25 protein-coding genes and 5 pseudogenes are annotated in these 25,644 nt (G+C 38.5%); 2 read left to right on the top strand and 28 right to left on the bottom strand.

Annotated elements, in window-relative coordinates; all coding sequences use genetic code 11:
• Position 1: 1 nt before the first annotated feature.
• The 21 genes and pseudogenes from ACHUFA_RS08575 to ACHUFA_RS08480 form a co-directional block, all read right to left on the bottom strand.
• Entirely contained in the window at positions 2–445 is a 444-nt protein-coding gene (locus ACHUFA_RS08575; protein WP_394405559.1) for a EutP/PduV family microcompartment system protein, read from the bottom strand.
• Positions 442–780: a BMC domain-containing protein gene (locus ACHUFA_RS08570; protein ID WP_222349410.1), complete on the bottom strand. Its 339-nt coding sequence runs from the start codon at positions 778–780 to the stop codon at positions 442–444. The genes ACHUFA_RS08575 and ACHUFA_RS08570 overlap by 4 nt, the downstream gene beginning before the upstream one ends.
• Before the next feature lie 36 nt (positions 781–816).
• Entirely contained in the window at positions 817–1,806 is a 990-nt protein-coding gene (gene cutD / locus ACHUFA_RS08565) for a choline TMA-lyase-activating enzyme (protein WP_222349349.1), read from the bottom strand.
• Positions 1,807–1,863: 57 nt separating this feature from the next.
• Positions 1,864–4,404 carry a choline trimethylamine-lyase gene (gene cutC / locus ACHUFA_RS08560; protein ID WP_222349337.1) on the bottom strand — a complete coding sequence of 847 codons (2,541 nt, stop codon included), beginning with the start codon at positions 4,402–4,404 and terminating at the stop codon, positions 1,864–1,866.
• 95 nt (positions 4,405–4,499) lie between these two features.
• Positions 4,500–5,846, bottom strand: a complete 1,347-nt coding sequence (locus tag ACHUFA_RS08555; protein ID WP_222349335.1) for an aldehyde dehydrogenase family protein — start codon at positions 5,844–5,846, stop codon at positions 4,500–4,502.
• Between the two features lie 15 nt (positions 5,847–5,861).
• Positions 5,862–6,185: a BMC domain-containing protein gene (locus ACHUFA_RS08550; RefSeq protein WP_222349332.1), complete on the bottom strand. Its 324-nt coding sequence runs from the start codon at positions 6,183–6,185 to the stop codon at positions 5,862–5,864.
• A gap of 17 nt (positions 6,186–6,202) precedes the next feature.
• Positions 6,203–6,499, bottom strand: coding sequence for a BMC domain-containing protein (locus tag ACHUFA_RS08545; RefSeq protein WP_027969983.1), 297 nt, complete (start codon positions 6,497–6,499; stop codon positions 6,203–6,205).
• A 15-nt stretch (positions 6,500–6,514) separates the two neighbouring features.
• Positions 6,515–6,799, bottom strand: coding sequence for a hypothetical protein (locus ACHUFA_RS08540; protein ID WP_222349330.1), 285 nt, complete (start codon positions 6,797–6,799; stop codon positions 6,515–6,517).
• 2 nt (positions 6,800–6,801) lie between these two features.
• Positions 6,802–7,809: a DMT family transporter gene (locus ACHUFA_RS08535; protein ID WP_222349327.1), complete on the bottom strand. Its 1,008-nt coding sequence runs from the start codon at positions 7,807–7,809 to the stop codon at positions 6,802–6,804.
• 24 nt (positions 7,810–7,833) lie between these two features.
• The gene (locus ACHUFA_RS08530; RefSeq protein WP_222349312.1) at positions 7,834–8,109 is read right to left on the bottom strand and encodes a BMC domain-containing protein; all 276 of its coding nucleotides are present in this window, start codon (positions 8,107–8,109) and stop codon (positions 7,834–7,836) included.
• A gap of 360 nt (positions 8,110–8,469) precedes the next feature.
• Positions 8,470–10,272 carry an excinuclease ABC subunit UvrC gene (uvrC, locus tag ACHUFA_RS08525; protein ID WP_394405554.1) on the bottom strand — a complete coding sequence of 601 codons (1,803 nt, stop codon included), beginning with the start codon at positions 10,270–10,272 and terminating at the stop codon, positions 8,470–8,472.
• A gap of 48 nt (positions 10,273–10,320) precedes the next feature.
• A complete protein-coding gene (locus tag ACHUFA_RS08520) occupies positions 10,321–10,704 on the bottom strand; it encodes a Pr6Pr family membrane protein (RefSeq protein WP_394405552.1) in 384 nt (127 codons plus the stop codon).
• 23 nt (positions 10,705–10,727) lie between these two features.
• Positions 10,728–10,943 carry a hypothetical protein gene (locus tag ACHUFA_RS08515; protein ID WP_394405550.1) on the bottom strand — a complete coding sequence of 72 codons (216 nt, stop codon included), beginning with the start codon at positions 10,941–10,943 and terminating at the stop codon, positions 10,728–10,730.
• Positions 10,940–11,629, bottom strand: a complete 690-nt coding sequence (locus ACHUFA_RS08510) for a type 1 glutamine amidotransferase domain-containing protein (RefSeq protein ID WP_394405548.1) — start codon at positions 11,627–11,629, stop codon at positions 10,940–10,942. Before ACHUFA_RS08510 ends, ACHUFA_RS08515 begins: the two co-directional genes overlap by 4 nt.
• A 100-nt stretch (positions 11,630–11,729) precedes the next feature.
• Entirely contained in the window at positions 11,730–12,275 is a 546-nt protein-coding gene (locus ACHUFA_RS08505; RefSeq protein WP_222349295.1) for a TetR/AcrR family transcriptional regulator, read from the bottom strand.
• Positions 12,272–12,958: pseudogene (gene pynA, locus ACHUFA_RS08500) on the bottom strand (pyrimidine 5'-nucleotidase PynA). Before pynA ends, ACHUFA_RS08505 begins: the two are co-directional and overlap by 4 nt.
• 386 nt (positions 12,959–13,344) lie before the next feature.
• Positions 13,345–14,442: a restriction endonuclease subunit S gene (locus ACHUFA_RS08495; protein WP_394405546.1), complete on the bottom strand. Its 1,098-nt coding sequence runs from the start codon at positions 14,440–14,442 to the stop codon at positions 13,345–13,347.
• Positions 14,435–16,330, bottom strand: a complete 1,896-nt coding sequence (locus ACHUFA_RS08490) for an HsdM family class I SAM-dependent methyltransferase (protein ID WP_394405544.1) — start codon at positions 16,328–16,330, stop codon at positions 14,435–14,437. Before ACHUFA_RS08490 ends, ACHUFA_RS08495 begins: the two co-directional genes overlap by 8 nt.
• Before the next feature lie 180 nt (positions 16,331–16,510).
• Complete coding sequence (locus tag ACHUFA_RS11160) at positions 16,511–16,651, bottom strand: hypothetical protein (protein ID WP_428848827.1); 141 nt, start codon at positions 16,649–16,651, stop codon at positions 16,511–16,513.
• Positions 16,652–16,702: 51 nt separating this feature from the next.
• Positions 16,703–17,299, bottom strand: a complete 597-nt coding sequence (locus ACHUFA_RS08485) for a recombinase family protein (protein WP_428848826.1) — start codon at positions 17,297–17,299, stop codon at positions 16,703–16,705.
• Positions 17,300–17,366: 67 nt separating this feature from the next.
• Positions 17,367–18,470: pseudogene (locus ACHUFA_RS08480) on the bottom strand (IS3 family transposase).
• 62 nt (positions 18,471–18,532) lie between these two features.
• Here ACHUFA_RS08480 and ACHUFA_RS08475 point away from each other — a divergent pair.
• The gene (locus ACHUFA_RS08475; protein ID WP_222348650.1) at positions 18,533–19,003 is read left to right on the top strand and encodes a MerR family transcriptional regulator; all 471 of its coding nucleotides are present in this window, start codon (positions 18,533–18,535) and stop codon (positions 19,001–19,003) included.
• 485 nt (positions 19,004–19,488) lie between these two features.
• Here the strand turns inward: ACHUFA_RS08475 and ACHUFA_RS08470 are convergent, their stop codons facing one another.
• The 3 genes and pseudogenes from ACHUFA_RS08470 to ACHUFA_RS08460 all read right to left on the bottom strand — a co-directional run.
• Positions 19,489–20,208, bottom strand: coding sequence for a CPBP family intramembrane glutamic endopeptidase (locus ACHUFA_RS08470; protein ID WP_394405542.1), 720 nt, complete (start codon positions 20,206–20,208; stop codon positions 19,489–19,491).
• A gap of 128 nt (positions 20,209–20,336) precedes the next feature.
• Positions 20,337–21,242 carry a SpaA isopeptide-forming pilin-related protein gene (locus ACHUFA_RS08465; protein WP_394405540.1) on the bottom strand — a complete coding sequence of 302 codons (906 nt, stop codon included), beginning with the start codon at positions 21,240–21,242 and terminating at the stop codon, positions 20,337–20,339.
• A gap of 32 nt (positions 21,243–21,274) precedes the next feature.
• A pseudogene (locus tag ACHUFA_RS08460) lies at positions 21,275–21,655 on the bottom strand (Ig-like domain-containing protein); the annotation flags it as partial.
• Positions 21,656–22,467: 812 nt separating this feature from the next.
• Here ACHUFA_RS08460 and ACHUFA_RS08455 point away from each other — a divergent pair.
• Positions 22,468–22,719 (top strand): annotated as a pseudogene (locus tag ACHUFA_RS08455) (helix-turn-helix domain-containing protein); the annotation flags it as partial.
• A 311-nt stretch (positions 22,720–23,030) separates the two neighbouring features.
• Here ACHUFA_RS08455 and ACHUFA_RS08450 read toward each other — a convergent pair.
• From ACHUFA_RS08450 to ACHUFA_RS08435, 4 genes and pseudogenes are all read right to left on the bottom strand, one after another.
• Positions 23,031–23,672 (bottom strand): annotated as a pseudogene (locus tag ACHUFA_RS08450) (hypothetical protein); the annotation flags it as partial.
• A 6-nt stretch (positions 23,673–23,678) separates the two neighbouring features.
• Positions 23,679–24,521: a nucleotidyl transferase AbiEii/AbiGii toxin family protein gene (locus tag ACHUFA_RS08445; protein ID WP_000672731.1), complete on the bottom strand. Its 843-nt coding sequence runs from the start codon at positions 24,519–24,521 to the stop codon at positions 23,679–23,681.
• Complete coding sequence (locus tag ACHUFA_RS08440; RefSeq protein ID WP_000364837.1) at positions 24,518–25,111, bottom strand: type IV toxin-antitoxin system AbiEi family antitoxin domain-containing protein; 594 nt, start codon at positions 25,109–25,111, stop codon at positions 24,518–24,520. The genes ACHUFA_RS08445 and ACHUFA_RS08440 overlap by 4 nt, the downstream gene beginning before the upstream one ends.
• A gap of 121 nt (positions 25,112–25,232) precedes the next feature.
• Positions 25,233–25,644: CHAP domain-containing protein (locus ACHUFA_RS08435; protein ID WP_394405537.1), on the bottom strand; the 412-nt coding region annotated here is incomplete at its 5' end.

Here is a 25,644-nt window from a genome sequence, read left to right as displayed (position 1 = left end):
ATCATTCCTTCTTTAATAAGGTTATTGTGTGTAAGAGTTGTTGACATTGTTCATCATTTTCCAAGTCTAACACCAGAATAATATCTACTTTTGCTTCCTCTAATTCTCTCCTACACGGGAGTCTTCCGATTTCCTGATACGGGTCATTTCTTGTTAAAACAAGTCCGATTGTCGGGATACGAAAGACTTTGGCAAAATTGGGAGAATAGACTGGAAAGGCACGATCAGCAGATAGTATCATTAGGATAGCGCTTGCATTTTGTTGTGTTGCAATGATGTGTTTCATCATTCCAGATCCTCTAAGATAGGAACTCGGCACTTGAATGGTTTTGTCCAGGTAGACCATGGACTGGACATGAGGAAGATTCCTCTCACCTTCGATCAATTCAATGATTTTTTCCTTGTCCTTATCATTTGGACCGATAACCATGATTCGCTTCTTCATGATTGAGTCACTTTGACAACTGTAAAATCCAGTTGTTCTTCAAAATATTCCAAGATAGATTGCAAGGCTGTTTTGACACTTTGCACATCTCCACTAAACATGAGCGAACCCGTAAAACGGTCTACAAAGCAAATATCGACATTAGCTGACTTACCTGCAATATCTGCAGCAATGATGGCTGTCTCATACGGCGTTAAGGCAAGAATGCCAATCGCTCCCGACTCGTCAACTCCTAAACATTGGTAAACAGATTGGATAGGCGCAGCAATCATATGAGCCAGGGTAATCTGTTTTCCAGGAACGGATTCTTGAATAATCCGATCAATTTTCCCCATTCCCTCTAGCACGACTGCACCTCCTTTTATTCAAGATTAGTGTTTGACAACTGTCACCGGAAAATCATAGCCTAAGATATAGGATTCAATCCTGTCTAAATCATAGTCACTCAGAGAAGGATCTCCTTCAATCTTGTATTCCAACCCTAGCTGATGATACTTGTTGACCCCTAATTTATGATAAGGTAGAAGGTCAATCCCTTGGAAATTACTGTAGTCCTTGTATGGCAGAAGAAACTCAATAATAGCTTGAATTTCTTCCTGACTATCGTTAATTCCTTTCAGCATGGGCATGCGAATTTTGATATTGTAGCCTGATTCGATGACATATTTGAGATTGGTCAGAATGCGTTCATTTCCAACCCCTGTCCATTCATTATGTTTTTTGGAATCCATATGCTTCATGTCAAAGAGGAAGAGGTCCACATAGGGAGCTGCAGCCTGGAAAACCTTGTTTGGGACATGCCCAGCTGTTTCAACAGCCGTATTGAGCCCATCTTGTTTACAAGCTTGGAGAAGAGCAATCGCTCCTTCTGGCTGAGCCAAACATTCCCCACCTGATAAAGTAACTCCTCCACCCGACATTTCATAAAAAGCATCGTCTTCATGAATGATTGACATGAGTTCAGAAATGGTTTTTGATTCACCCGCGACAGTCAGAGCACCCTCTGGACAATCCTTGATATCTTCCTTAGTTGGAAGGCGTTTTTTGTACTTACGGATATCGATTGGATGCTCTTTGTCTGCGTAATCAAAAGGACTAGGACTTTCTGGATTTTTATATGAGAAGCAAATCTGACCTAGCGGACAAGTGGCTGCGCAAGAATTATAGGGTTTGCACAAGGTTTCCTTGTACATGACATTTGACCCAAATTCCAGACCTTCGGGATTGGCACACCACTTGCAACGCATTGGACAACCCTTGAAAAATACAATTGTTCGGATACCAGGACCGTCATATAGATTGTATTTTTGGACATTGAATACATTTATTCGTGTCTCGTGTTTTTTCTTCTGCATTCCCATCACTACTTCCTAACCACCGCTTCCTAACATTTTCCGTTAGGAAACCTTGTTCTCTTACTAAATCTTTGTCAATACTGTACGTGAAATAATTTCATCCTGTACATCTTTACACAATTCAACGAAGAAGGCACTGTATCCAGCCACGCGCACAATCAAGTCACGGTAATTTTCAGGATGTTTCTGTGCATCAATCAGCACTGAATTATCCAAATAGTTGAACTGCATTTCGCCATTTCCAAGTACACTTGCTGTCCGCAAGAGGGTAATCAAACTTTCTTCTCCTTGTGGTGTATCCAGCAAACCAGCCATAATCTTGAAATTGTGTACCATACCGATGTTCATGTTTTCATTGGCCATCTTAGATACAGACTTGATAATAGCTGTTGGGCCTTTGACATCCATGCCATGGTCTGGTGAGATACCATCTGACAATGGCTTCCAAGCACGACGGCCTGATGCTGACGCACCTGTAATTTGTCCCAATGGAGTGTTGTTTGAGATAGATAAGGTACCATGACTCAATACGGAGTAAAGTGTATGGTATTTACGATGTTCTTCTTCTGTGAATTCGATAATGTCTGCCGCAAATCTGTCTACATAATCATCATCATTACCATATTTTGGTGCTGCAAGACAGTCTGCTCGAATCTGATCATAGCCTTCAAAGTCAGCTACCAAGGCTTTGTTCAATTCTTCCAAGGTGTATTTCTTATCTTCAAAGACTAGTTTCTTAATAGCGGCCATTGAGTCCGCATAGTTGGCAAGTCCTGACCAGACAACACCTGGACCAAAGTTGTACATAGCACCACCAGATTTAACACCGCGACCATGTTCCATAGTTCCTTCGTACATCATAGACATGAGTGGTACTGGTGCCAATTCACGGTGAACACGTTGAGAAATAACAGTCATAACAGAAGTCCATTTTGTCACGTATTTAATGGTTTCTTTGACTGCTGCCTCAAATTCTTCAAATGTCTTGTATTGGTCAAGTGGTCCCATATCTGGTGTAACTGGTTTGCCATACCAGAGTGGAACTCCACGGTTCAATGTGGTCTCAATCAAGATTGGCCATTGTGTATAAGCTGTTGATGTCCATTGATAGAGGCGACCAGCTTTTTGTGGTTCTACACATCCCATGAGACAGTAGTCACGTGCATCTTCCATTGATACACCTTTAGCAAGCATCATCTTGATATGGCTATCATCAAAGTGACAAGCTGGGAAGCCAACACCTGCACGAACAACATCTACAATCTTTTGCAAGTATTTACGTGGTGATTTGTTATTGATACGAGTTGCCAAGGTTGGTTGGTATACTTTGACATGGCGAACAGCATCCATCAAGAGGTAGGTCAAGTCATTTGTAGCATCACTACCAGCACGAGTCACCCCGCCCACACACATATTTACGAATGGTTGGTAACCTGCGAAGAATTTAGAAGAACCTTCTGAAGTCAACCACATCATTTCTGACATCTTGATAAACATAGATCCAGCAAGTTCAAAGGCTTGGAAATCGTTCATACGACCTTCTTCAAGATCTTTCTTGTAAAGTGGATACATGTATTGATCGACACGACCAATGGATAGACCAGTTTGGTTTTCTTCACAAAGAAGCAAGTGTTGGATAGTTACCAAGTACTGCATTGCTTCCCAGAATGTTTCTGGTTTGTGGGCAGGAACATTGGCATTGACCTTAGAAATCATTTCCAACTCAGCTTTTCGTTTTGGATTGGTTTCTTTGCTTGCTAGTTGTGCTGCGTATTCTGACATACGTTTGGCGTAAATAACCACACCTTCTGCTGTTAAGATTTGTCCTTTATAGAAGTAAATCTTTTCAAGGTCATCTGGGTTGGCATAATCCAACTCTTCCAAGTGAGCTTGAGCTTCTGCGATGATATCCAGCATCCCTTTTTTCATACCGACAACGTCGTAACCTGGGTTAGAATCCCCACCACCAGATTGTGCGTGGTAAGAACAGTCAGAAACGAAGGATTCGCCTGACAATTCCCAAGCACCTGCTTCACGGTATTGTGATTCACAAGCTTCGTCAACAGATTTACCTGTCCAGTATGGGAAGATTTCTTCTACCAAGATTTTCTTGTCTTCTTCTGACAAATCATATGGGTCTTGTGGACGAGTTGAAACAGTGTCCAATTCATCACGGAGCCAACGCCAAGAAATATCTGGTGAGAAGGCACCCCAACGAGCACCACCATTAGGCGCACCAACCAAGAGCTCATGATCTTGGATGACCAGCGGTGCAATCTTACAGAATTCTTTAAAGGCAGTACCACGAAGAACAGCTTTTGGCATTCCTTCATTTTCTTTTGAAACGCGTGTTAAGTTAATGGCACGAATCAAGGAAATAGTTGGACGGGCACTTAAATATTGATTTTTCAGAGCTTGCAAACGAGGTGTGATACCATCTGGAACCTCTGTTCCTTCACTCGCAAGTACTGGTGCCGCTTTTACTTCTGGTTTTGTAATATCTTCTGAAACACTTTGGAAAATTTTAACCAGCGATGCACGTTCTGCCTCGCTTAATTTTTTAGTAGCCTCTTCTAATTTGGCTGTAAATTCATTCATATCCATATGTATGATTTCCTCTCTTTCAACATGTAGCTAGCAGATTTCTGATGTCCATTCTTTCTATCTGCTAGTCCACTATCATTTTGTTCCTATTTTCCTTATTCAAATCCAACTTGTCGAGTATAGGTTAGGTGTCTTGGAGTAATATTTTCTGAACGGTAGCCACGTCCTGTGGTAATACCGCCCAGTATCAGTGACGGTGCAAAACTGGATTTGATACCCGTCGCAGTACAGGCTGTTGGTGCATTGACCACGATTCTTCCGACAGCTTTCACCATGGCAAATTCCTTGATGATTTTCCAATCTGCCGAGTGAATGGTCAGTGTATGCCCCATTTTCAATTCAGACAAAATGCTCATGCATTTGACACAGGCAAGTGTCCAGTCAGGTTCCCGATAGAGGATAATAATTGGACAAAGTAATTTTTTATTAAAATAATCCTCATCGTTCATATACTCTTGCACTGAAATAAGGACTTGAGTATCTTTCGGAACACTGAATCCTGCCATTTTCGCTAGCCAAGCAGCAGATTTTCCATTGTAGCTATTGGTAACATTCTTCTCAGATGCTTTTAAAAAGGTGATCAATTTCTCCGTATCATCTTGAGTCAAAATATAGCCACCATTAGCTGCCATTATGTGGGTAATCTGGTCTGCAATGATGTTTTCCGTTACTAGGAATTGCTCCGAACCTGGTAGGATGCCGTTGTCAAAACTTCTAGAGTGAATGACATCTTTGACTGCTTTTTCCAAATCTGCCGTCCTTTCAATGAAGACGGGACCAGAAGATTCACCTCCATAAATGAGAGGCGTATTGGTCCTAAAATCAGTCGTGATATATTCTGGACAACCAATATTGATCAGCAAAGACAATTTATCACTGAGAAGCAACTCGGAAATTCCTGCATCATTTGCGATCTCTGCTAAACTCAAGGCTCCTGCTGGATAACCCATCTCATCGAGTTGGTCCAATAACTGCCCAATCGCATGAATCGTTGCTGGCTTGGTCAGCTTATGAGCAACCAAGACCATGGCATTCCCAGACTTAATAGCTAATAACAAGAGATTGACAATCAGTGTATAGGTTGGATAAGCTGGTAATAAGACACCGATCACACCAAGCGGTACACCAATTTCGATGACCTTTTCTTGACTACTTCCTCCGATAATACCTGTATAGGACTCTCTCTGCAAGGTTTGGTCAAATCGTTTGAGAAATTCTTGACAGAGAAAAATTTCATCCTCTTCTTGACCGTATTGATTTTGAGCTACAAATTCACGGATAGAAGATGCCCCATCTTTTTGCAGGTTCTGAATCAAAGTGGCACTATACTGATCTAAATCAGCCTGAGTTAGTTTTTGTAATTGAGCAAAAGTAGTTTGAGCATTCAAGAGTAAATTTCTAATTTCTTGGATGGATGCTAAATCTTTGTCAATATACAACATACTCTACACACTTTCTTATGATTGAACTTCTGAGCTTTCTGGCAAGAGAACAGATAAGGAGTAACGGTCAATAATTTTACGAAGATCTTCGTGTGGGCCAGGGATGACAACATGGCTGTATACTTCAGCTCCCATTGCTTCTACTGCACGAACACCTGCTTCAACAGCAGTGTTGCAGGCTTCTGTCTCACCTTGAACGATGACAGAGATATAACCAGAAGCCACATTTTCATAACCAATAACATCTACTTCAGAGGCTTTTACCATGGCATCTGCTGCTTCTAAAGCAAAGACTAAGCCAAATGTTTCAATTGCCCCAATTGCTTGATATCTTTTCACGGTATTCTCCTTTATGTCTAGTTGTCAATATCATGTACTGACACAATGTCACCGACGGTTGGAATTGGTCTTGGCATCACATTGTGAGCAGTCAATTTACCAATTGCTGCAGCGGCTGCAGCACCTGCTTCAACAGCGGCACGCACAGCAGCTACATCTCCCACTACCATAACAGTCACGAGAGTTGAGCCGACATTTTCATAGGACACGAGTTTTACATCACTTGCTTTGAGCATCTTGTCGCATGCTTCCATAGCAGGTACCAGTCCTAATGTTTCGACCAAGCCCAAGGCTTGTCCACCATAATATCTCATTGATAATTCCTCCGATTATCTTTTGTATTCTGCTGCAACATATTTGTCAACGGCATCTAGGCCATCAGCAGTGATTTTATACAAGATTCTAAGTTTTTGATGTTCGTCCAAATCATAGCCCACTTGTTCCACATAGCAGTTACATTCCAAAGACATGAGATGTTCAAGGAAGAGTGGAACTGTGAATTGTTTTTCGCTTCCGTATTGTGATTTTAAAGCTTCCATGACTTGGTGTACATCAGCTTTTTCAACAGTACTTAAATAATTCAATACAGCCGTTCTTGCTGGTAAAAGTCCCATTTTTATACCTCACTCTTTCTAAATAAATCCAATGGATTGGTCGTTACGATGATAGCCCCCAAGATAACAATGATAGAACCAATGGTAATGGTTGGTGTCAATGCTTGTCCCAAGAAGAGGATACTGAAGAAGACTCCCCAGAAAGCATAAGTGATATTGAGAGACATACCAATTGCTGTACCGACCATAGCATTTGATTGGTACCAAGTGGTATAAGAAATACCTACCAGTGTGCCAGATACGAGCAAGAGGAACATTGGAAGTGGAGCTGCAATCATTTTTGTAAAGAGGCCAGTCGCACCAACCATTGGTACAATGATAATCATTTGAATCAAGCCAGATACAATTTGACGAATGGTAACAGCTACTTCTGAGTCCAACATAGCTCCACCGAAGCTAGAGATACATCCTTCAAGCCCCCAACAAATCGCTGCAAAGACTGCCAGAATAATTCCCAAGGTAAAGTTTGTGGCCCCTTCTGGTTTGACCAAATTTAAGATGACTGCACCTGCTACGCAGAGTACCATTCCCAGTCCAACACGTGGAGTAATTTTTTGTTTTAAGAAGATTGCTGCAAATAAGGCACCGAAAGCGGCCGTTGTAGCAGATACTGGAATCGCAAAGGCTCCTGCAAGTGACAAACCAATCAGATAAGCACCGTTGGCAATTGGCCCTCCTAAGATAAATCCCAATAGCATAATTTTCCCAGGCTTGGTCGCTAAGCTTCTGCCCAGTTCTTTAAATTTACCTGTCCGAATAACATTGAGCAACAGAACACAACCACCAAGAAAGTCATTGATACCTCCCATAACAAAGGGAGCTGCAAAAATGCCAACAGCTGATTTTATCGGATCAAAGCCACTGATAATCATGACAACAAAAGAATAGAGACCATAAAATAAGCCTGAAATGATACCACTCCGAATTCCAATGGCATGGAATTTCTTGGTCAATTCAACCATTTGTTGATGAGCTGTCGCTTGACTTCCATTATTCATATTTTGTCCCATGGAAAAATAACTCCTTATTTCTTTTTATTTTGTTGGTAAGATTGTTTCCACCTCTGTATGAGGGCGTGGAATCACATGCACTGAAATCAATTCCCCAACTCGTTGTGCAGCAGCTGCACCTGCATCTGTAGAAGCCTTCACTGCTCCTACATCACCTCGAACCAAGACCGTGACGAGACCGCCACCGACCAATTCCTTGCCGACCAAGGTCACATTGGCCGCCTTGACCATTGCATCGGCTGCTTCAATTGCACCGATTAACCCTTTTGTTTCAATCATTCCTAATGCTTCAGAACTCATGATACAAACCTCCTTTTTGTTTTATTTTTATTTTTTGTAAGCAATTTAGTATCTGTTTCTTATGTTTGAAAGCGCTTATTGACTAGGTAAAACAGATTATTTTTCGTATGAATGATAGATAAATATTCATCACAACTAGATTGTAAGCCTTTCCATTGCGATAAAGTCAACATTCTTTTAAAAAAATATTTTTTTGTGAATTCTGTTACAAATGGACAATTTTAAATCATTTTTTTCTAATGAAATATTAGTCGGACAGAATTTTCTGAATTATTAGCTCGTTTTTCCTCTTTTCAAACCTTCCCCTTAGGACTAACTTTGAGAAAGGCATACAAAAAAGAAACCTCTCGGCTTCTTTCGCTATTCTGATTTAGAAGATGTCTCGTTCTCTCTCAGTGCCAATTTTTCCTTGACCCGTTCAGCTACCTGATAAGGAACTCCCAGATCAGCAATTTCCTGTAGACTGGCAGCTTGAATTTTAGGAATAGAGCGAAAATGTTTGAGTAAAGCATGTTTGCGCTTAGGACCAAGTCCCTCAATGCCGTCCAATTTGGAGGCAAAGCTATTCTTGGACCGTACCTGTTTGTGGAAACTAATGGCAAAGCGGTGGACCTCATCCTGAATACGTTGCAATAGGAAAAATTCCTGTGAATTCCGTTCCAATTCAACGACCTGTAAAGGATTACCAAAGAGTAATTCATGCGTCTGGTGTTTGTCATTTTTCTGCAAACCCGCAACTGGGATGTATTCCATCTTCAAGCGCTTCAAGCTATCCAACGCAGCATTGACCTGCCCTTGTCCACCATCAATGATAATCAAATCCGGCTCTGGCAGATGCTCCCGCTTGACCCGACTATAGCGCCGATAAATCACTTCCCGCATGCTGGCATAGTCATCTGGACCTTTCACTGTCTTAATCTTGTACTTACGGTAATTGTTCTTGCTAGGCTTACCATCCACAAACAGTATCATGGCAGAAACTGGACTAGTTCCCATAATATTGGAGTTATCAAAGGCTTCAATACGACGTAATCGTCCCAGACCAAGCTTGGCACCCAATTCCTTGGTAGCACCGTGAGTTTTCTTAAGGTCTTTTTCCAGCAAGTCAAATTTCTGCTCCAAACTGACACGAGCATTCTTGATAGCTAGATTGACCAACTGCTTCTTCTCCCCACGCTGAGGTTTGACGACTTTTGCATCTACCAATGCCGCGACAGCCTCTTCATCAATATCCTGAGGAATGAGAATTTCACTGGGAATCAAGTGCTGCTGGTCAAGGTAAAATTGACCAACATACGTCAAAAAGTCCTCTTCCGCATCGTCATAGTAAGGAAAAAGATTGACATTGCGCTCAATAAGTTTCCCCTGTCGCACAAAGAAAACCTGCACACACATCCAGCCCTTGTCCACATAGTAACCAAAAACATCTCTATTCTGCATGTCCTTAGCCATGACCCGTTGCTTAGTCCGCAGAGTGGCAATCGAGTCCAGCAAATCACGGTATTCTGCTGCTTTTTCAAACTCCCAATTATCTGACGCAGCCTTCATCTTAGCTTGCAATTCCTTGACGATCTTATCATCATGCCCCGTCAAAAACTGGCTGACTTCCGTAGCCATTTTTGCATAATCCTCTCGACTGAGCATGTGGTCTCCGTGAGCCAAACATTGCCCCAGATGGTAATAAAGACAGTACTTATCTTCAGGTACCTTGCACTTACGAAATGGATAGAGGCGTTCCAAGAGTTTCAAGGTTTGATTAGCCGCATTGACATCGGGATAAGGACCGAAATATTGCCCCATATCTTTCCGCACCTGACGGGTAATGATCAGCCTTGGATGGCGCTCTGCAGTGATTTTTATAAAAGGATAGGACTTGTCATCCTTGAGCATGATATTGTAGCGAGGCTTGTTTTCTTGAATGAGGTTAATCTCCAAGAGCAGAGCCTCAATATTGGACTCGGTCACGATAAACTCGAAGTCGGCAATCTCTGACACCAAAGCCTCTGTCTTGGTATCATGACTTCCTCGAAAATAAGACCGCACCCGATTTTTCAGATTTTTGGCCTTCCCTACATAGATAATTTGACCATATTGATTTTTATGGAGATAGCAGCCAGGACTATCTGGCAACAACTCCAATTTGTGCTTGATGAGTTCGTTCATAGGATTATTTTACCAAAAAAACATAGCCAAAGCCATGTTTTGCATTGCTTATGAAGGTCGTCCAATCCACTTTTTTAGAAATAGAAAGATATAACCCATGAATAGATAGGATACAAAGAGCAAGACACTACTCGACAGTACAAATCCCCAGCCATACTTCGGAATATTCAAGAAAAAATAAGCAAAGGGACTGTCTAGCGAACCCGGTATAGGAATTTTAGTCACAAAACCATTGAACAAAGCCAAAAAAGAATAGGCAAATTGAGGCAATAACCACCAAAACGGGTACCTAATAGCATAGACTGCTCGTCTATCATTCCACAAGGTATCAGCTACAAAACCAATCGGAACAATATAGTGCACTAAGAAATTTTCAATATTCCAATAGTCTCTTGCAGAAACGAGTGGGGCTAAGAAAATGTGATAAACCAAGAATGTAAGCAGAATAGTGAGGCTCAGCCCCCCTTTATCCTTAGAGTGAACGAACTATCTACCTTGGTGGTGTCACCTGTCCACCACTGATAAATCATATAGGCAAGGAAAGCAACAACCAACAGATTGGACAATATCGTGTAGTAAAGCAACATTGCAAGGCTATATTTGGCCAGTTGAATCGCTATACCAATAATTCCCAGTAAACAAAGCAAAGAACGGTACCACCATTTTTTCATCGCTCATTTTTCTCCAATAACTCTGCTACAGTTTCTGCTAGGGCAAGAGTTGACTGTGGATTTTGTCCAGTGATGAGATGGCCAGAAACCTGGACATGCGACTGAAATGGAGCAACCTGCAAGAAATTTCCACCCAACTCTTGCAAACGAGATTCCAACAAGAATGGCACATGGTCTGTATGCTGCACATATGCTTCTTCTACATTAGTATAGCCTGTGATTGTTTTCCCGTCTAGGAATTTCACTTCCGCTAGGTCCGGATGAATGAGAGCGGCCACACCGTGACAAACAGCTGCTACAAACTTATCTGCCTCCAACATCTGTAAAATCCAGCTTGCAACTTGGGCATCTCTTGTAAAATCATACATGGCACCATGCCCACCCGCAAAGTAAATAGCTGAAAAATCATCTGAATGTAAATCTGCTAGACGAGGACTATTTTCTAATTGCTGCATAAAGGTAGAATCTTGATAATAAGGTTTTGTTGCCTCATCCATGAATTGCTCCTGCACACTCAATGGATCCAACGGAATCTTACCACCTTTGAGACTAGCTAATTGAAGCGGAATTCCTAGTTTCTTCATAACATGATAAAAATGTGTGATTTCCCCTAACCAGAGGCCTGTTGGTAAATTATGCCCTTCGTATTGCTCTTGATTCGTCGCTACCATAACAATAGGTTTCATTTTGTACTCCTTTTTTCGTTACACTTGTCACGATTATTTTAGCAACTGAGAATCGGAAAAACAAGAACGGCAACTTAAAAGTGACAGATTTTAAAAATTGTCACTTTTTTTCAACAAAAGCTACTAATTTCCCTAATTGTTGAGCCATTTCTATAGCAGAAATATCACAGCCCCGCTGTATCCAAGAACTTTTGACTTGTACCAAACCTCCAAAAATAAAATCCTGCAAGTAGTTCTCATCAAAATCCGATAAAAGATAGTTAGAAAAATAGGGATAAAGCTGATACAAATATGGAAGCGTCAAATTGTTCATCTTACTGGGCGAATTCTGCTCATAAAAAGTCTGAATTCCTTGGCGATATTGGTCCCAAAATTCAAAATAACTGGTAAAAACGTCCTGTAAACAAACTCCCTCTTTGTTGGCCAAATAATGAGCGCACTCCTCATAAAGATAACTAAAGTAGGAACGCAATACGTCTTCTTTAGAAGTAAAATTACGGTAGAATGTCTGACGAGTAATCCCCGCCTCTGCTACAATCTCCTTGACAGTAATTTCATCATAGGGAAAACGATACATCAAACTGAGAAGAGCTCGAATAGACAACTCCTGTGAACGTTGAGCACGCGCATGTTCTGTCTGCTTCATAGTAACAAATCCAGCAACTCTCTATAATTTATCACTGTATAGGTAGGAACTGCCGAACTAGTATTTTCCTTCCCATCTGGGTTAAACTAAACAGTGTCAATCCCCGCATAATTTCCCCCTTGGATATCCGCAATCAGACTATCGCCAATCATGAGCGCCAGTTTTTTATCAAAGTCAGGAATAGCTTGCGCAATCACATCATAAAAATCCTTGTCCGGCTTCTGGGCACCCATTTCATCCGAGATAAAGACCTTTTCAAAGTCAGCACCGATACTGGAAGCTGCTAAGCGTCCTTTCTGGATAAAGGTCACGCCATTCGTCGCTGCAAAAAGCCGACAACCACGCGCTTTCAAGCTATCCAACAAGTCCTTTGCACCATCAAATGTTTGACCCTGTTGACTCAAAAAATGCTGATAGCGTTCTGCAAAATGGGCACCATCCACCTCCTGCCCAAAATTCGCAAAAAGTCGGGCAAAACGGGTATTGATCAATTCCGCCTTACTAATTCGCTTATGCGCTAAGTCCTTCCACAATGATTGATTCATCGGTACATAGTGAGCCTTGTAAGCAGAAATATCATCAACTGCTGCTTCTTCTAACAATTGCGTCAGCGCAATATCTTCCGCCTTCTCAAAATCGAGGAGGGTGTGGTCTAGGTCGAATAGGAGATATTTATAATACAATTTGGTCATTTTCCTTTCAATAAGTTAAGAAAATGGGCAAGAAAATTGCGCCATTTTCTACGGCAACCACCACGGGTGGATTGCCTAAACTTCTCACTAAGTCAGATAATAAAGCATTATCGGCTCTATTATCTGACTGTCGCTAATGAGTGCATGGGAGCAAAAGGGGTCAAAAGTAGCTGCAACCACTCGAACATATTGTCATCATTATACCACAGAACAAGGAAAAAGCGGTCGCATCACATTGATATAACTGCTCCGTTTTGAGATGAAAGATGGCATATTTGGTTTGGGAACTATATATCAGTTTACACCAACCACAATATGTAGTATTTCGACAACATCAAAAAAGACGACTTCCAAACTAGGAAATCGTCTTTTTGTATTTAGATATTTTCTGAATATGGTAAAGTTTGGGTATAATTTTCAATCCATCTCCAATCAACTTCTTTATTGTGATTTACTGGTAACAATAATTTTGTTTTTTTAATTAAATCCATCTTAAATGCTCTTCCGTATGAATATCTATATCTTTCTTGATTCAGTAGAGTTTGAATAAATAGCCCCGTATATTTATTTAACCAATTTGCCCTAATTACAACAATGTGGTCACCCGCAACAAAAGGATTAGGTTGATAAGAAACAGTTGATGTCGTATCGCCTATCACAAGTGCATTGCCTTTTTCGATACCATTTTCCTCATCTTTTGAAACCCAGCCATCTATAGAATTATTTAATTCTGTTCTACTGACAAATGGTAATTTACTTGGTTTTCGATTTTTAGAAAAATCCATATCAATTTTTGTATGGGCTTTAGCTTTGTATATCTCAATACCTAGTTCTTCTAATGTAAATGAAACCCAGTTTTGGGAAGAAATATCAACATAAGTGTTTCTTTTAGTTTCAGGCAGTTTATACTTTAGTGATTTGATGAAGTTTTCCATAAAATCCCAATCTGGTATAAAACCAGAATCGGAGTATCGTTTACTTACATCAAGAATAGGTTCTCCATTGGCCTCTTTTTGAATAGGAAGTTTTAATCTGGAGTATTTCATTCTTTTTGGACGCCATTTTCGTCCATATCCCCATCTGTACCTATCGTGCATTATTACTGTTGCAATGAATAGGGCTGTAAATTTATTGAAATCTCCATCTATTCGATATAGAGGGTTAACACTATGGCTACAAGTAAATGGTTTATCTTGGTAATAAGCAAATCCCACAGAGCCATCATTAGTAACATAGAGAGCGTGTGGAGCGAACAATTTAACATCTAATTCTTGATTAGGCTCATCTCCTGTTTTGGAAGCTGATTCAATCTCTTCTATTGTGAAATAATCTGTAACACCGTTATTTTTATCAGTAGCGCCTATAAAAGGAATAGTTCCCACTCCACTAGATTCTGGTTTCTTATTATAAAAACCGTTCTCCATACGAAATACCTTAGAAAAATCAAAAAATTCCCAATCTCGAGTATCAATCATTGCTACATTCTCCTTCTTTAACCAAGAAAGATAGATAATGATTTATAGTTCGTTGAAAATCATCAGAGTTAAGTGTTGAATAATCGGTTTCCATATAGGCTTCTGCAAGCCATTCATCTTCATATCCAACTTTTTTCATAACAGATAGACCAGCCACTTCACGCTTATTTCTATACAATGATAGCCAATTGGATTTTACTTGTTCCCATAAGCTATCACCGTTGCTATCAACTTTCTCAACACGACCTAAGCCTTTCCTTTTGATAAAATTATCATCTTTAAAATAGCCAAAGAAGGTATCCTTATCAGATTTAGTATGATTTTGAGATAAATCAAATATCATACAGCAAGCAACAGCTGAAGCACCGGGATAGAACATTTCATCAGGTAAAGAAAAGACAGCCTCTAAAGTATATTTTTCAAGCATCTTTTTCTTAAATAATTTAGTTTCTTTGCTATTGCCAATAGCAGCTTGCATGGGAAGTAAAACAGCGATTTTGGCAGTTTTATTCTTAACGGTCTTATCTTCGCCTTGACCAGTTACTTGCCGAGCGACCCACTCGACAAAATGAAGTCCTTTTGAAGGGTCTTGTGTAACTTTGGAAGCCCATTTTTTTGTATATTCAGGGTCACAACTCTTTTTGGTAGCATTATATGGCGGGTTCATAAGAATAACATCTATGTTTGCATCTGTAATCCATTTCCCCTTATTAAACATAGAATCCTGAATAATATTTGAGTTACCATCTCCATGTATCAACATATTTGTTGAAGATAGACCGAATGCTCCATCTTCATATTCTATACCAAAAATTTGACTTTTCTTAACAGTATCACGTTCGTTCTCTGTGTTGCAATCATCCATAGCATCTGTCATGGCTCTAACTAGGAAAGCACCGCTACCGCAACAGGGGTCAAGTACGCGAGAATTTTTATTAACATTGACAACTTTACTCATAAAATCACAAATATGGTCTGGGGTAAAAGCTTGATTTTTATCTGATTTTCCTACATATTTGTTAAAAGTTGTAAAGAATAGATTTAATAAATCCTGACCTGCTGTATTTTTGTCATTGATATACGGAACAATGTTATTGTCTATATAAGCTAATAAGGATTTTAATTCCTGATAGCTAAGACTTGTTACATCTTGGTCTTCCAAAACTTTGTTATTGAGTATTGCTAATTTCCCAACTTTATTTAAGTCTCCTCCTTGAGAAAGTAAGCCTTCCAAAATTTCTTTGATATTTTTTAGTATAACTTGTTCTGGTTTTAACTCTTTTCCAGATTTATCTTTAGTTGGTTTAATTCCTTCATAAACAAGTCCATTTTTGAGTGATAATAAACAAGTTCCTACAAATTGGCTACGTAATTTCTCAGTGATTCCATCAGAATGCAGTAACTCATTCAATACTTTAATTGAATCTACCACTTTTAGCTTGTCATTTACTTTGCCAAAGCATAATTCTTCATATTCTTCAAATGACAGAATTTTTGATAAGTTGGTAGCTACGTGTTCGTCATCAATAATAACTGATTGACCGTACCATGTCCAAACATTATTACCTTCTGTTTCAGCTAAAATAGCAACGATTTTTCTATCAGAATATACCTTTTCATACTTTACGTACTCTTGTAGTTGTTGTTGAATTTCAGTCTTATCCCAATTATCAAATCTATTTTTAGTTTCTACTAAAATAATTAGTCGGTCATTCTCAAAACGAATATCTAAGTAGTTGTGTTTTTTCTTTGGATTGCTGTTTCTATAATCAGAGATAGATTTACCTATAGATTTCAAGCCTTTAGAATAGCTAAATTCCCCATTTTCAAGATTAGAAGAATAGAAGGAACTCCCTATTTTATCAATAATTTCAAAACGCTCCATCATAGCACCTCGAAATTATTGATAAAATAAATAGCCTCCTCACAAAAACGTGAAAAAGCCTGTTTTAGGGGTTGACAAAAAACACATCCGATTACATAATCAGCTGTGAGCTGTGAGCTGTGAGCTGTGAGCTGTGAGCTGTGAGCTGTGATTGCGTTCATACAAATCAATTCCTTTGCTATTTTATATCACAAGACGATTTTCGTCTATAATCTTATTCCACTTCCCATGCAATAGATCTACGTTCTCACTCAATAGTTCTACAGCCATTACTACGGCTTTCTCTAACGTCTCTTCATCAATATGGTTATTCTGACAGCCAATCTGTCCTTTGACCCTATATCGGTTGTTACATTGCCAAACCTTGCGTTTACCTCAACTTGTGGTCCAGTTCTTTCGTCCAAAGGCTGAACCACATTCTACACAGAACACCTTAGTTGTAAAAGGATTATCGTCATTTTGCATGATGTAAGCTTTCAGTTGATGTTCTTCTCGAAAGTCTTTCCTCCTTGTCAATTCCAACTGTACTAATTCCCATGTGTCTTTGTCAATAATAGCTTCATGGCTATTTTCTACATAGTATTGGTTAACCTGACCATCATTTTGAACTCGTTTCTTAGTCAGAAAATCAACGGTAAAAGTCTTTTGTAATAAGGCATCACCCTTGTACTTTTCATTTTGAAGCATTTTCTGTATAGCACTTGGATACCAATTTGCCTTTCCTGTCCAACCAGGTATTTCATTGTCATTCAAATCCTTAGCAATGGATTCAGGACTATATCCTTCTAAGAATTTCTCGTATATGAATTTAACCGTTTCAGCTTGCTGAGGATTAACGATAAGCTTACCATTCTCATCCTTGTCATAACACATGAACTTTGTGGTATTAACACGAACCTCACCACGTTCAAACTTCTTACGAATTCCCCACGTCGCATTCTCTGAAATGGAACGTGACTCATCCTGTGCCAAGGAAGAAAGTGAAAAGGCAATACTTTTCTGAACAAAATTTATAAAGTGTATTTCGTTAGGCAATCCATCAAAGAGTCATTTGCGTTTGGTAGTTAAGACTGCCATGGATTCGATGATAGTTCCACCAATGGACATACTCTTTTGTTTTGATGGTCAGTTCTTCCAGTGAATGAAATGTTTCTTGGTTGAAAAATTCCAGTTTAAAGGCTTTGTAAGTGTTCTCAGCGACCGCATTGTCATAAGGACAACCAGCATGACTAAGCGAACGTGTGATGCCAAAGGCATCTAACAGCTCATCAATAAGACAGTTATCAAACTCCTTGCCCCTATCTGAGTGAAATAGGTTGACTTTTGTTAAGGCGTAAGGAATGCTTTGACTAGCTTGTTTGACCAGCTCAGCGTTTTTCTGCCAACCAAGAGAAAGTCCGATAATTTCACGATTGAAGAGGTCAATAATAAAGCAGACATAAGTCCAACGACTACTAACACGAACATAGGTTAAGTCTGTCACAAGGGTAGATAAGGGCTTGTGCTCATCAAATTGTCTGTCCAATCGGTTAGGAATAGATGCCTCTTTTTTCTCCTTAGAATATGGCTTGAAAGCCGATTTCTGATAAACTGAGAATAGATTGCACTTTTTCATGATACGGCGAATCCGACGACGAGAGACAGTAGCTCCCTCTAATCCAAGAAGCTGTTTGAGTTTCCTGGCACCGTATCTGGATTTATTTTCTTTGAAAAGAGTTCTAATCCTATCTTCTCCTATCCTCGAGATCGGTTTCAGACACAGGTTCTACAGCCTTGTAATAATAGCTAGAACGAGGTATACCAAGTAAGCGACACATGTCTGAAATGCTATATTTATCCTTGTTAGCAGTGATTATTTCCCTTTTCGTGCCATAATCACTGCCGCTTGCTTTAGAATGTTTAATTGCATTTCGAGCTCTTTATTTCGTTTTCTGAGTTCTATCAACTCACGTTGTTCATCTGTCAGATTATCGACAGTTTTAAAGGAACCAGTTGTTCTTGCTTGTTTAACCCACTTATCGAAGGTTGAGGGCGTTAAATCATATTCTTTGATCAGTTCACTTCGTTTCATACCTGCCTTGTGAAGGTCAACGATTTGTTGTTTGAAGTCATCTGTGAAGTAACGGCGAATTTTTCTAGACATAGTTTTTTCCCTATTTTCTTTAGTGTAGAACACTTTATAAATTCTGTCTAGTTTAGTGTAACCTGTTCAAAGAATTAGCAAAAGCAACGGGGCTACCTGTCTCCACCATCCGATATTACGAGCGAAGAGGACTTCTGCCTGAACCTGACCATTTACCCAATAACTACCGTAATTACTCAGACCAAAGCGTCAAAACACTCCATCTCATTTTGTACTTTTCAGGCTTGGGCTTAACTCTTGAACAAATCGGGACAATATTGAGAAAAATGACTGAGAAGCCCCTAACAAAAACACTGATTCTAGAGTTAATTAATGACCAAAAATTCCACATTGAGAATCAGCTTAAACAACTCATATCCTTAAAACGCAGGCTTAACGCTCTTGAATCACACGAACAACTTATTGATGAATTCGTGTCCTTTAATTGGTTTGAACACAATTCATCTCAGAAGCCTGTTAACAGTTGGATTGAACAAGTTAACAGTGGACAGCTACACCCTGATATCGCTAGGTTATTAATCGAAAATGACTGAAAAGTTAAATTTCTAATTAGTACAATTGCTATAACAAACAAAAGTATAAATTGTTATATGCAGTTTCACTAGTCTGATCACCCGTTCTAGTACCATCGACTTTGAGTATTCCATAATTCCGATTCCACGAGTTTCATTGCAATCTCCTATAAAACTTACTCGTTCAGCGTTTACTCTCACTCTGATACTTCCCCACCCTAAGCTAAAAAGCCTTATCTCCAAGGCTTTTCAATATGCTTTCGTTCAAAGGTTTCTAGGCTTTCACTAGCAGAGCGACTACCTCATAAGGAGGATTGGTGGTAAAAACAATCACATTCCGCTTTCGCATCCCTCTCTTTTTAACTTCGGACACCAGAAAAGACGATAGATTTTGGGGTATGATACTCCATTTCTATCGCCTCATATCTTTGAATTCAGTTTTATTAAGTTTCGTTCACCTCGACCAATCTGAATGTCGGAGAAGCATATAAAATTGTATTCCCTTACTAGCTGAAAAACCTTTCTTTTTTCCTTAGAAGTTTAATTATTATTACAAGGGAAATAACCACCTCTAAAACATATATCCCTATCAATACTATAGGCAGAATTTGAACTTCTGCAAGGCTACCGCTGAGCAATATGTAATCCCAAAGAGAATGGAAAATTATAGGGAACAGTATTTTTCGTGTGTCCAAATACATAGCTCCTAAGAACACTCCCATAACAAAGGTTGAACCAAGTTGTCCCATTAGTTCGGAGACTGATAGACCTCCTATAACATTTATTAAATGTAATGCACAAAATAGCACTGAAGACAGCAGTATGGCAAGAGCCGGATTCATCTTCTTCGCCATTGCACCAAGCAATATCCCTCTGTACATGCCTTCTTCAGCTATTCCAATCAAAGCAGTATCTATTATCAATATAACAAATGCTAAATCCGGACTAAATCCTCTGACAATTGAATATAGTCCAAACCCTACTACAGGGATGAACAAAAGTGCTGAAAATACATAGCTCGGCTTGCTTTCTGAGTGCAAGGTTAATTCATTTTTATTTTTTATGCCGTAGTACAAAACCAATACCGCTAATATAAACATAAACGGCAAAAACTTCCTGCTGAACTCCGTTGAATTATATGGAGTATTTAAGAAATGATTACTGATAAAAAGTCCTACTCCCATTATAATCATATACGCTGTTAGTAAAATATAGTTCTTCTTCATATACAACCTCCTGCTTTCATCTATCAAAAAGTACTCCAAGTATTTGCTTGAAGTGCTTTGATTTTGTCTCTAACTACACTACAATATAGAGATAGCTATATGTAAGCCATTCTAATTCATCTGACTAATCAATTATTCTTTCTATGGTTCTTACTAATCAATCCAAGCAACCTAATCAAGACAACAACGCCTGTCACCAAGTAAAAACTAATGTTGGAGCTATCTCCGGTTTCCGGAGCTTTATATTTCTTAACTCCCGTAGGAACATTTGCAGGAGGATTAGTTTTGTTATCCTTATCATTTTTAACAGAAAGCTTTATAACGGCTTCACCCTCATCCAAATCTTTTACATTAACTTTTACAGGTTCCTTATTTAAAACATATCCGTTAGGAGCCTTTGTTTCAACCAATATATACTCTTTGTCATAATCCTGCTCATCAATTATAGCCTTACCGTCAGCCCCTGTTGTCACAGTTTTTATAGGTTTATCCTGAGCAGAGCCGTCTTTTACCAAGAATAAATCAAATGTTGCATTTGCCAATCCCATATTACTTTTAGAATCCACTTTTGTAATTTCGAGTTGACGTACCTCTCTACACGGAATTGGTTCCTTATTCTTTACCGCATTAGCCGCAGCAGTCAAGTAGTCTTTTAACAGACTGGTTGTAACTCCGCTCCCTTTTTCGTTAAGGTTAAATCCTACGTGAGATGTGGTTCCTTCTTCAACTTTAAAATCGTTTTTCAGTTTGACCAGGAAATTCTCATATCCCAATTCACCGAACTTTGCCTTATACTCTACATTAGAACCGCTTTTTACGAATTTATCAGTTACATCCTCCAGCTTATTTACATCCACTCCGTAACTATCCACAAAGGCTTCAGACACGCCGTAAATTTTAAAGCTGGTTGAATCAGTAAAAACTGAGCTTCCTGTCCATGAAATTTTAATCTCATCGTCATTTTCTAAATTATAAAATCTTGCATATACCCTGTGAACATAGTTAGCGTTTACACCGTCTTCTTTTATATTCACATTTGTTCATGGTAAGACTATTTACATCTTTTTTACTTATTGTTCCTGCTGTATGAATACTCCTTACCGGCATATGAACTCGTAAAAGTATAAGTGCCGTTATCAGTTGCCTTATTAAGATCAGGATAATCCGCAAAAGTCAACTTAAAATCCGTCTTTTTCACGTTCTCAATATTTTTGGTAAAAATATATCGTATCGTTTTTGTTGATTTGTTATAATCAGGAACAGCGAGCAAAAATTCATTTCCGCCATCCTCACATGTCAAATACAGTATTGGCGCAGAAACAATATCCTCATCTACAATTCCGTTAGGTCGAAGTCTCTCATCCAGTTTTACAGTGAAATAATCGCCTTCTCTAATGTCTCCCACTTCGTTGTTAATTGTGCCTGACATTGCCCAAAATACATATTGATAATTGTTGACCTGTCAATTGTCAGACGCACCATTATAATCTTTCTTCGTGTGAGAAACAATAACCTCCTCTATTTTGTTGTTAACCTCTTCACCTTTAGCACACAAAATTCCTTCTGTATTTACTTGCATCACATTAACAAAAACCATGATTACAGCATGATTACAGTTAGTAACATAACTAAAGTAAATACCTTAAATTTGTTAAATTCTTATTCATAGTACCCGGTATCCCCTATCAATTGCATTATACATCTCTCATATGAAATTGTCAATAAGCGAACACAGCTCAGATGGTGTCAAGTTTTTAGGGACTTTTTCCATAGTCAATCACATTTTTACACGACGCTTATTTTCAACATTTCTATTCAGAATTCATATTCATCTTTTTTAATCGGCGCAATATATCGAAAAATCGGTGAATTAGAATTTAATTTCAATAACATTTGATTTTTTCTCCTTCTAAAAATAGTGTTGCTAGCAATAACTAGCAACACTATTTATTAATTGCCTTGGCCTTTTCAGGTGGACAAGTTGGAATACGTTGCTCACCTTCTACTTTATTAAACTCTCTCGCTCAACCAAACCAAACTGACGTTTTACTTGTGCAATATAGAGACTAGAAACTTTAAATCCCTACTTTTTCAAAACATAGTCTTTGATTTCTGGATAAGTTGCTTCCTTTTTTACATTGATCTCTTTGAGATCTTCTTCATCAATTTCAATGTTAATATGATGATCGACATCCAGTTTTATTTATTATACAATAAATAAAATTAGATAAATTTTTAGTTGGGAAAGTGGGAAATTAAATGAAGTCAAATCTTGGAAACACATTGAGAAAAGGAAGACAAGGAAAACAAATCAGTTTACATTCTGTAGCAGATGAACATCTCTCTAAGTCACAAATATCTCGTTTCGAACGTGGAGAATCAGAAATATCTTGTGCTCGACTCATCAATATTCTAGACAAATTAAACATTTCTTTAGATGAGTTTCTCATTCTTCATGATAGTGATCGTACCAACACAGAATCATTTGCTAAATTAATACAATACATTAAATTTTTAAAAATAGAAGTCACTTCTTATAACGACATTATCAAATTATCTTCTATTAATGGAGTAAAAACTGTTGATTTTTTTCAAGAGTACTCCCTTCCTCAGAATAATTTTTCATCTACTGAATTACAAATCTTACTAGATTCCGAATACAGGGATAGCGATGTTACTATAGGAATTATTGATGGTGGAATAAGTGACAAAAATCCATTTTTATCACCTCATATTGTTGCACGAGAAGAATATGTAGATAAAATTTATCAAAATCCACAACATGCCACATTTATAGCATCTACTATACAATATGGAAATGTTTGGATAAATTCCTTTGCGATACGATATAGCTCTCGTACAAAAGTATAATCTTGAGTTTCTTCAAAATGAAAAATCATTGACGATGATAACGCTAGAGGTGGCTTTTCTATAGATAAACTTGTTGTTCTAGTGACGCCGAAATAAACTTGAACTTCTTTTCCAAAAACGTTAAATTTCTGTTCTTCTGTCGTTGTTGAATCAAAATCATAGGTACTAATATTGATTTTTCCATCGTGTTCTTCAGGTTTATACGAAATTTCAAAGGTACGATTAATTGGATGAATATAGTTTAACTCTAGCCCGCTAAATGATATTCGACTAATCCTAGGTCTGTCAGAATAACTAAAAAAATAGGCCAAAATCGGCACTGTAATGATACCGTTATTTTCCTGAAGTTGCGTGTGTTTATTTGTTAGAAATGTAATAACTCGATTTGTTTCATTTGCCCGTCCATAAAGAAAGTCTTCTTCTACGAATTTAGGATTCCCTGACCAAGCAAAGATTCCTGTTCCTAATTTAGTATAGAACCAAGAATGCCTAATTTCATCTTTTTCCCCATCTTTGGGAATCAAGGATAATCTTTCTTCATTGAACGTAAAGAAAAATTCATACCCCATCATCTGTAAAGTTCCTGTCAGCATATAAAACTAAACCTCCAAATGATTTAAAATAATTGCTACTATGTCCACAGATTCCTCAAAACTCGTTTCACTGGCATATCTGAAAGATTTTTGATAACGAGACCAAAGCTGTTTCTGATAGTCAGATCTACGTAATGTCTCTAATTGCTCTTCCCAATTTATCAAAATATCTAAACTTTCTCTTTTTTTAGCAGTATTGTGCAAAGCAGTATTCAATATGTGTACATCAATCTCATCTTTTCGAAGGTGGTACAATGTATAGAGATCATAGCGGTCACGAGGTCTAGTTGAAGCAGCTCCTCGACTTATAATGGTTTCTAATTTTTCAGCAAGAACTGTTTCTAAATTATAAGTCCAAACTTCTAGCTTATCCTCTGAGAAAATGGATTGTAATTGGTATGTAATTTCTCGTGGCGTAATATGGTCACCTGTCGTTATATCAATAAAGACAACTTCACGTAAGGTGTCAAATGTCGCATTTAGTTTAAGGGAAAAACCACCATATTCGTCATCTTGTCGAATTGGCTCTAACTTATCAATTTCAAATTGGAAACTTTCAGAAGGTCGATTGATTATTTCTTTGAAGATTGATTGAATACTTTCTTCGTTAAGAGGTTTATCTTTCAGGGTAACATCTAAATCCATTGTTGTCCGTTTATCTAAGCCAATCATCTGTCCGATAAGAAATCCACCTTTCACAATGAAAGAATCTTTATACCTGCTCTCTGAGATGAGTTTTAAGACTTGTTCAATCAGAAAATTTTGCTGAACTTGTTGAGCAGGTATTCCTTTTTCTCTTGCAATATTCTTGACTTTTGCTTTGAAACTATTAGCATTTGAAAATTTCACGACAAGACCTCCACATATGATTGTAGTTTTTCAGTTACTTTAAATAGATGTGCATAGTGATACAACTTAGTGTAATCTACAACTCCTTTTTTGAAGTAAGCTTGAAAAGCTGGGGCAATAACTTGAATATCGATATGGTAAGCTGTTCTCAAACACTCCACTAATGTTCGTTCCATATCATATACTGAGATAAACTGTCCAGCCTGTCGCTCCAGTCTAATAATACCGATTTCATGATACTTTCTAGCGACGATTGGCTTGACACCAGCTTCTTTCATTGGCCTCGTATTTGTCCCGAAAGGAAAAGTCATCACAGGCTCAAATGGAATGGTAAGGGACAGACCATGTAACCAAAGTGCTGTTTCTAAGGAATAAATTCCTTTTGGAAAACGGTATTGTAAACTAAAATAGTCATCGATATAAGTATCTGGCAGATGATAGATACCTCTTTCAATTGATTCCACTTTCCCTTTTGAGACTAATTGATTCAATTGTTGATAAGAAAAGTTAAGCTCTTCCATATCACGAAAAGTTATTACTCCATGATTATTTTTAATATAATTATAAACGGGTTTCTCTAACAAATCCATATCACCACCTCCAAAACAATATGCTAACACTTTAAAATAATGTTAGCACATTGTTTTAAAATAATCAACGATAAACGAAATGATATGCTAACATTTATTCATTTTGTTAGCATATCCTTTTTCATTTCGTCGTATAAGCAAAACTCAAGCTACTATCCACTCCAGATATTTTACGGAAGGTATAGTTGGGATTGCCATTGTAGTTGGTTTCGGAGATAAGGAATGAGCCATCTGAGTAGACTTTCTCCACAAAAGCCACATGTCCATATTCTGTTGGTGTACCATGTCCTCCACCCGCAAAGGAAAGAATAGCTCCAGCTTGCGGACTTGTCCCTGTCTCTCCACCGAGACTTGCGGCTGTTCGTACCCAATCTTGGCCATTGCCCATGGTACTGATAATTGGAATCTTCTCACCGTTTTTACCTTTGAGTTTTAGACCCAGTTGGTTGATACGGGCTGCAACTCCCCAAGTACATTGGCCGTAAGCGTAACCCATACCGTCACCACCTCCTGGAATAGAGTTTTCAAAAAGT

Origin of the sequence: Streptococcus hepaticus (assembly GCF_043656315.1) — a bacterium.
Lineage (GTDB): Bacteria > Bacillota > Bacilli > Lactobacillales > Streptococcaceae > Streptococcus > Streptococcus hepaticus.
Note: the sequence above shows the minus strand (reverse complement) of the source record. Positions and strands in the feature narration are given on the sequence as shown.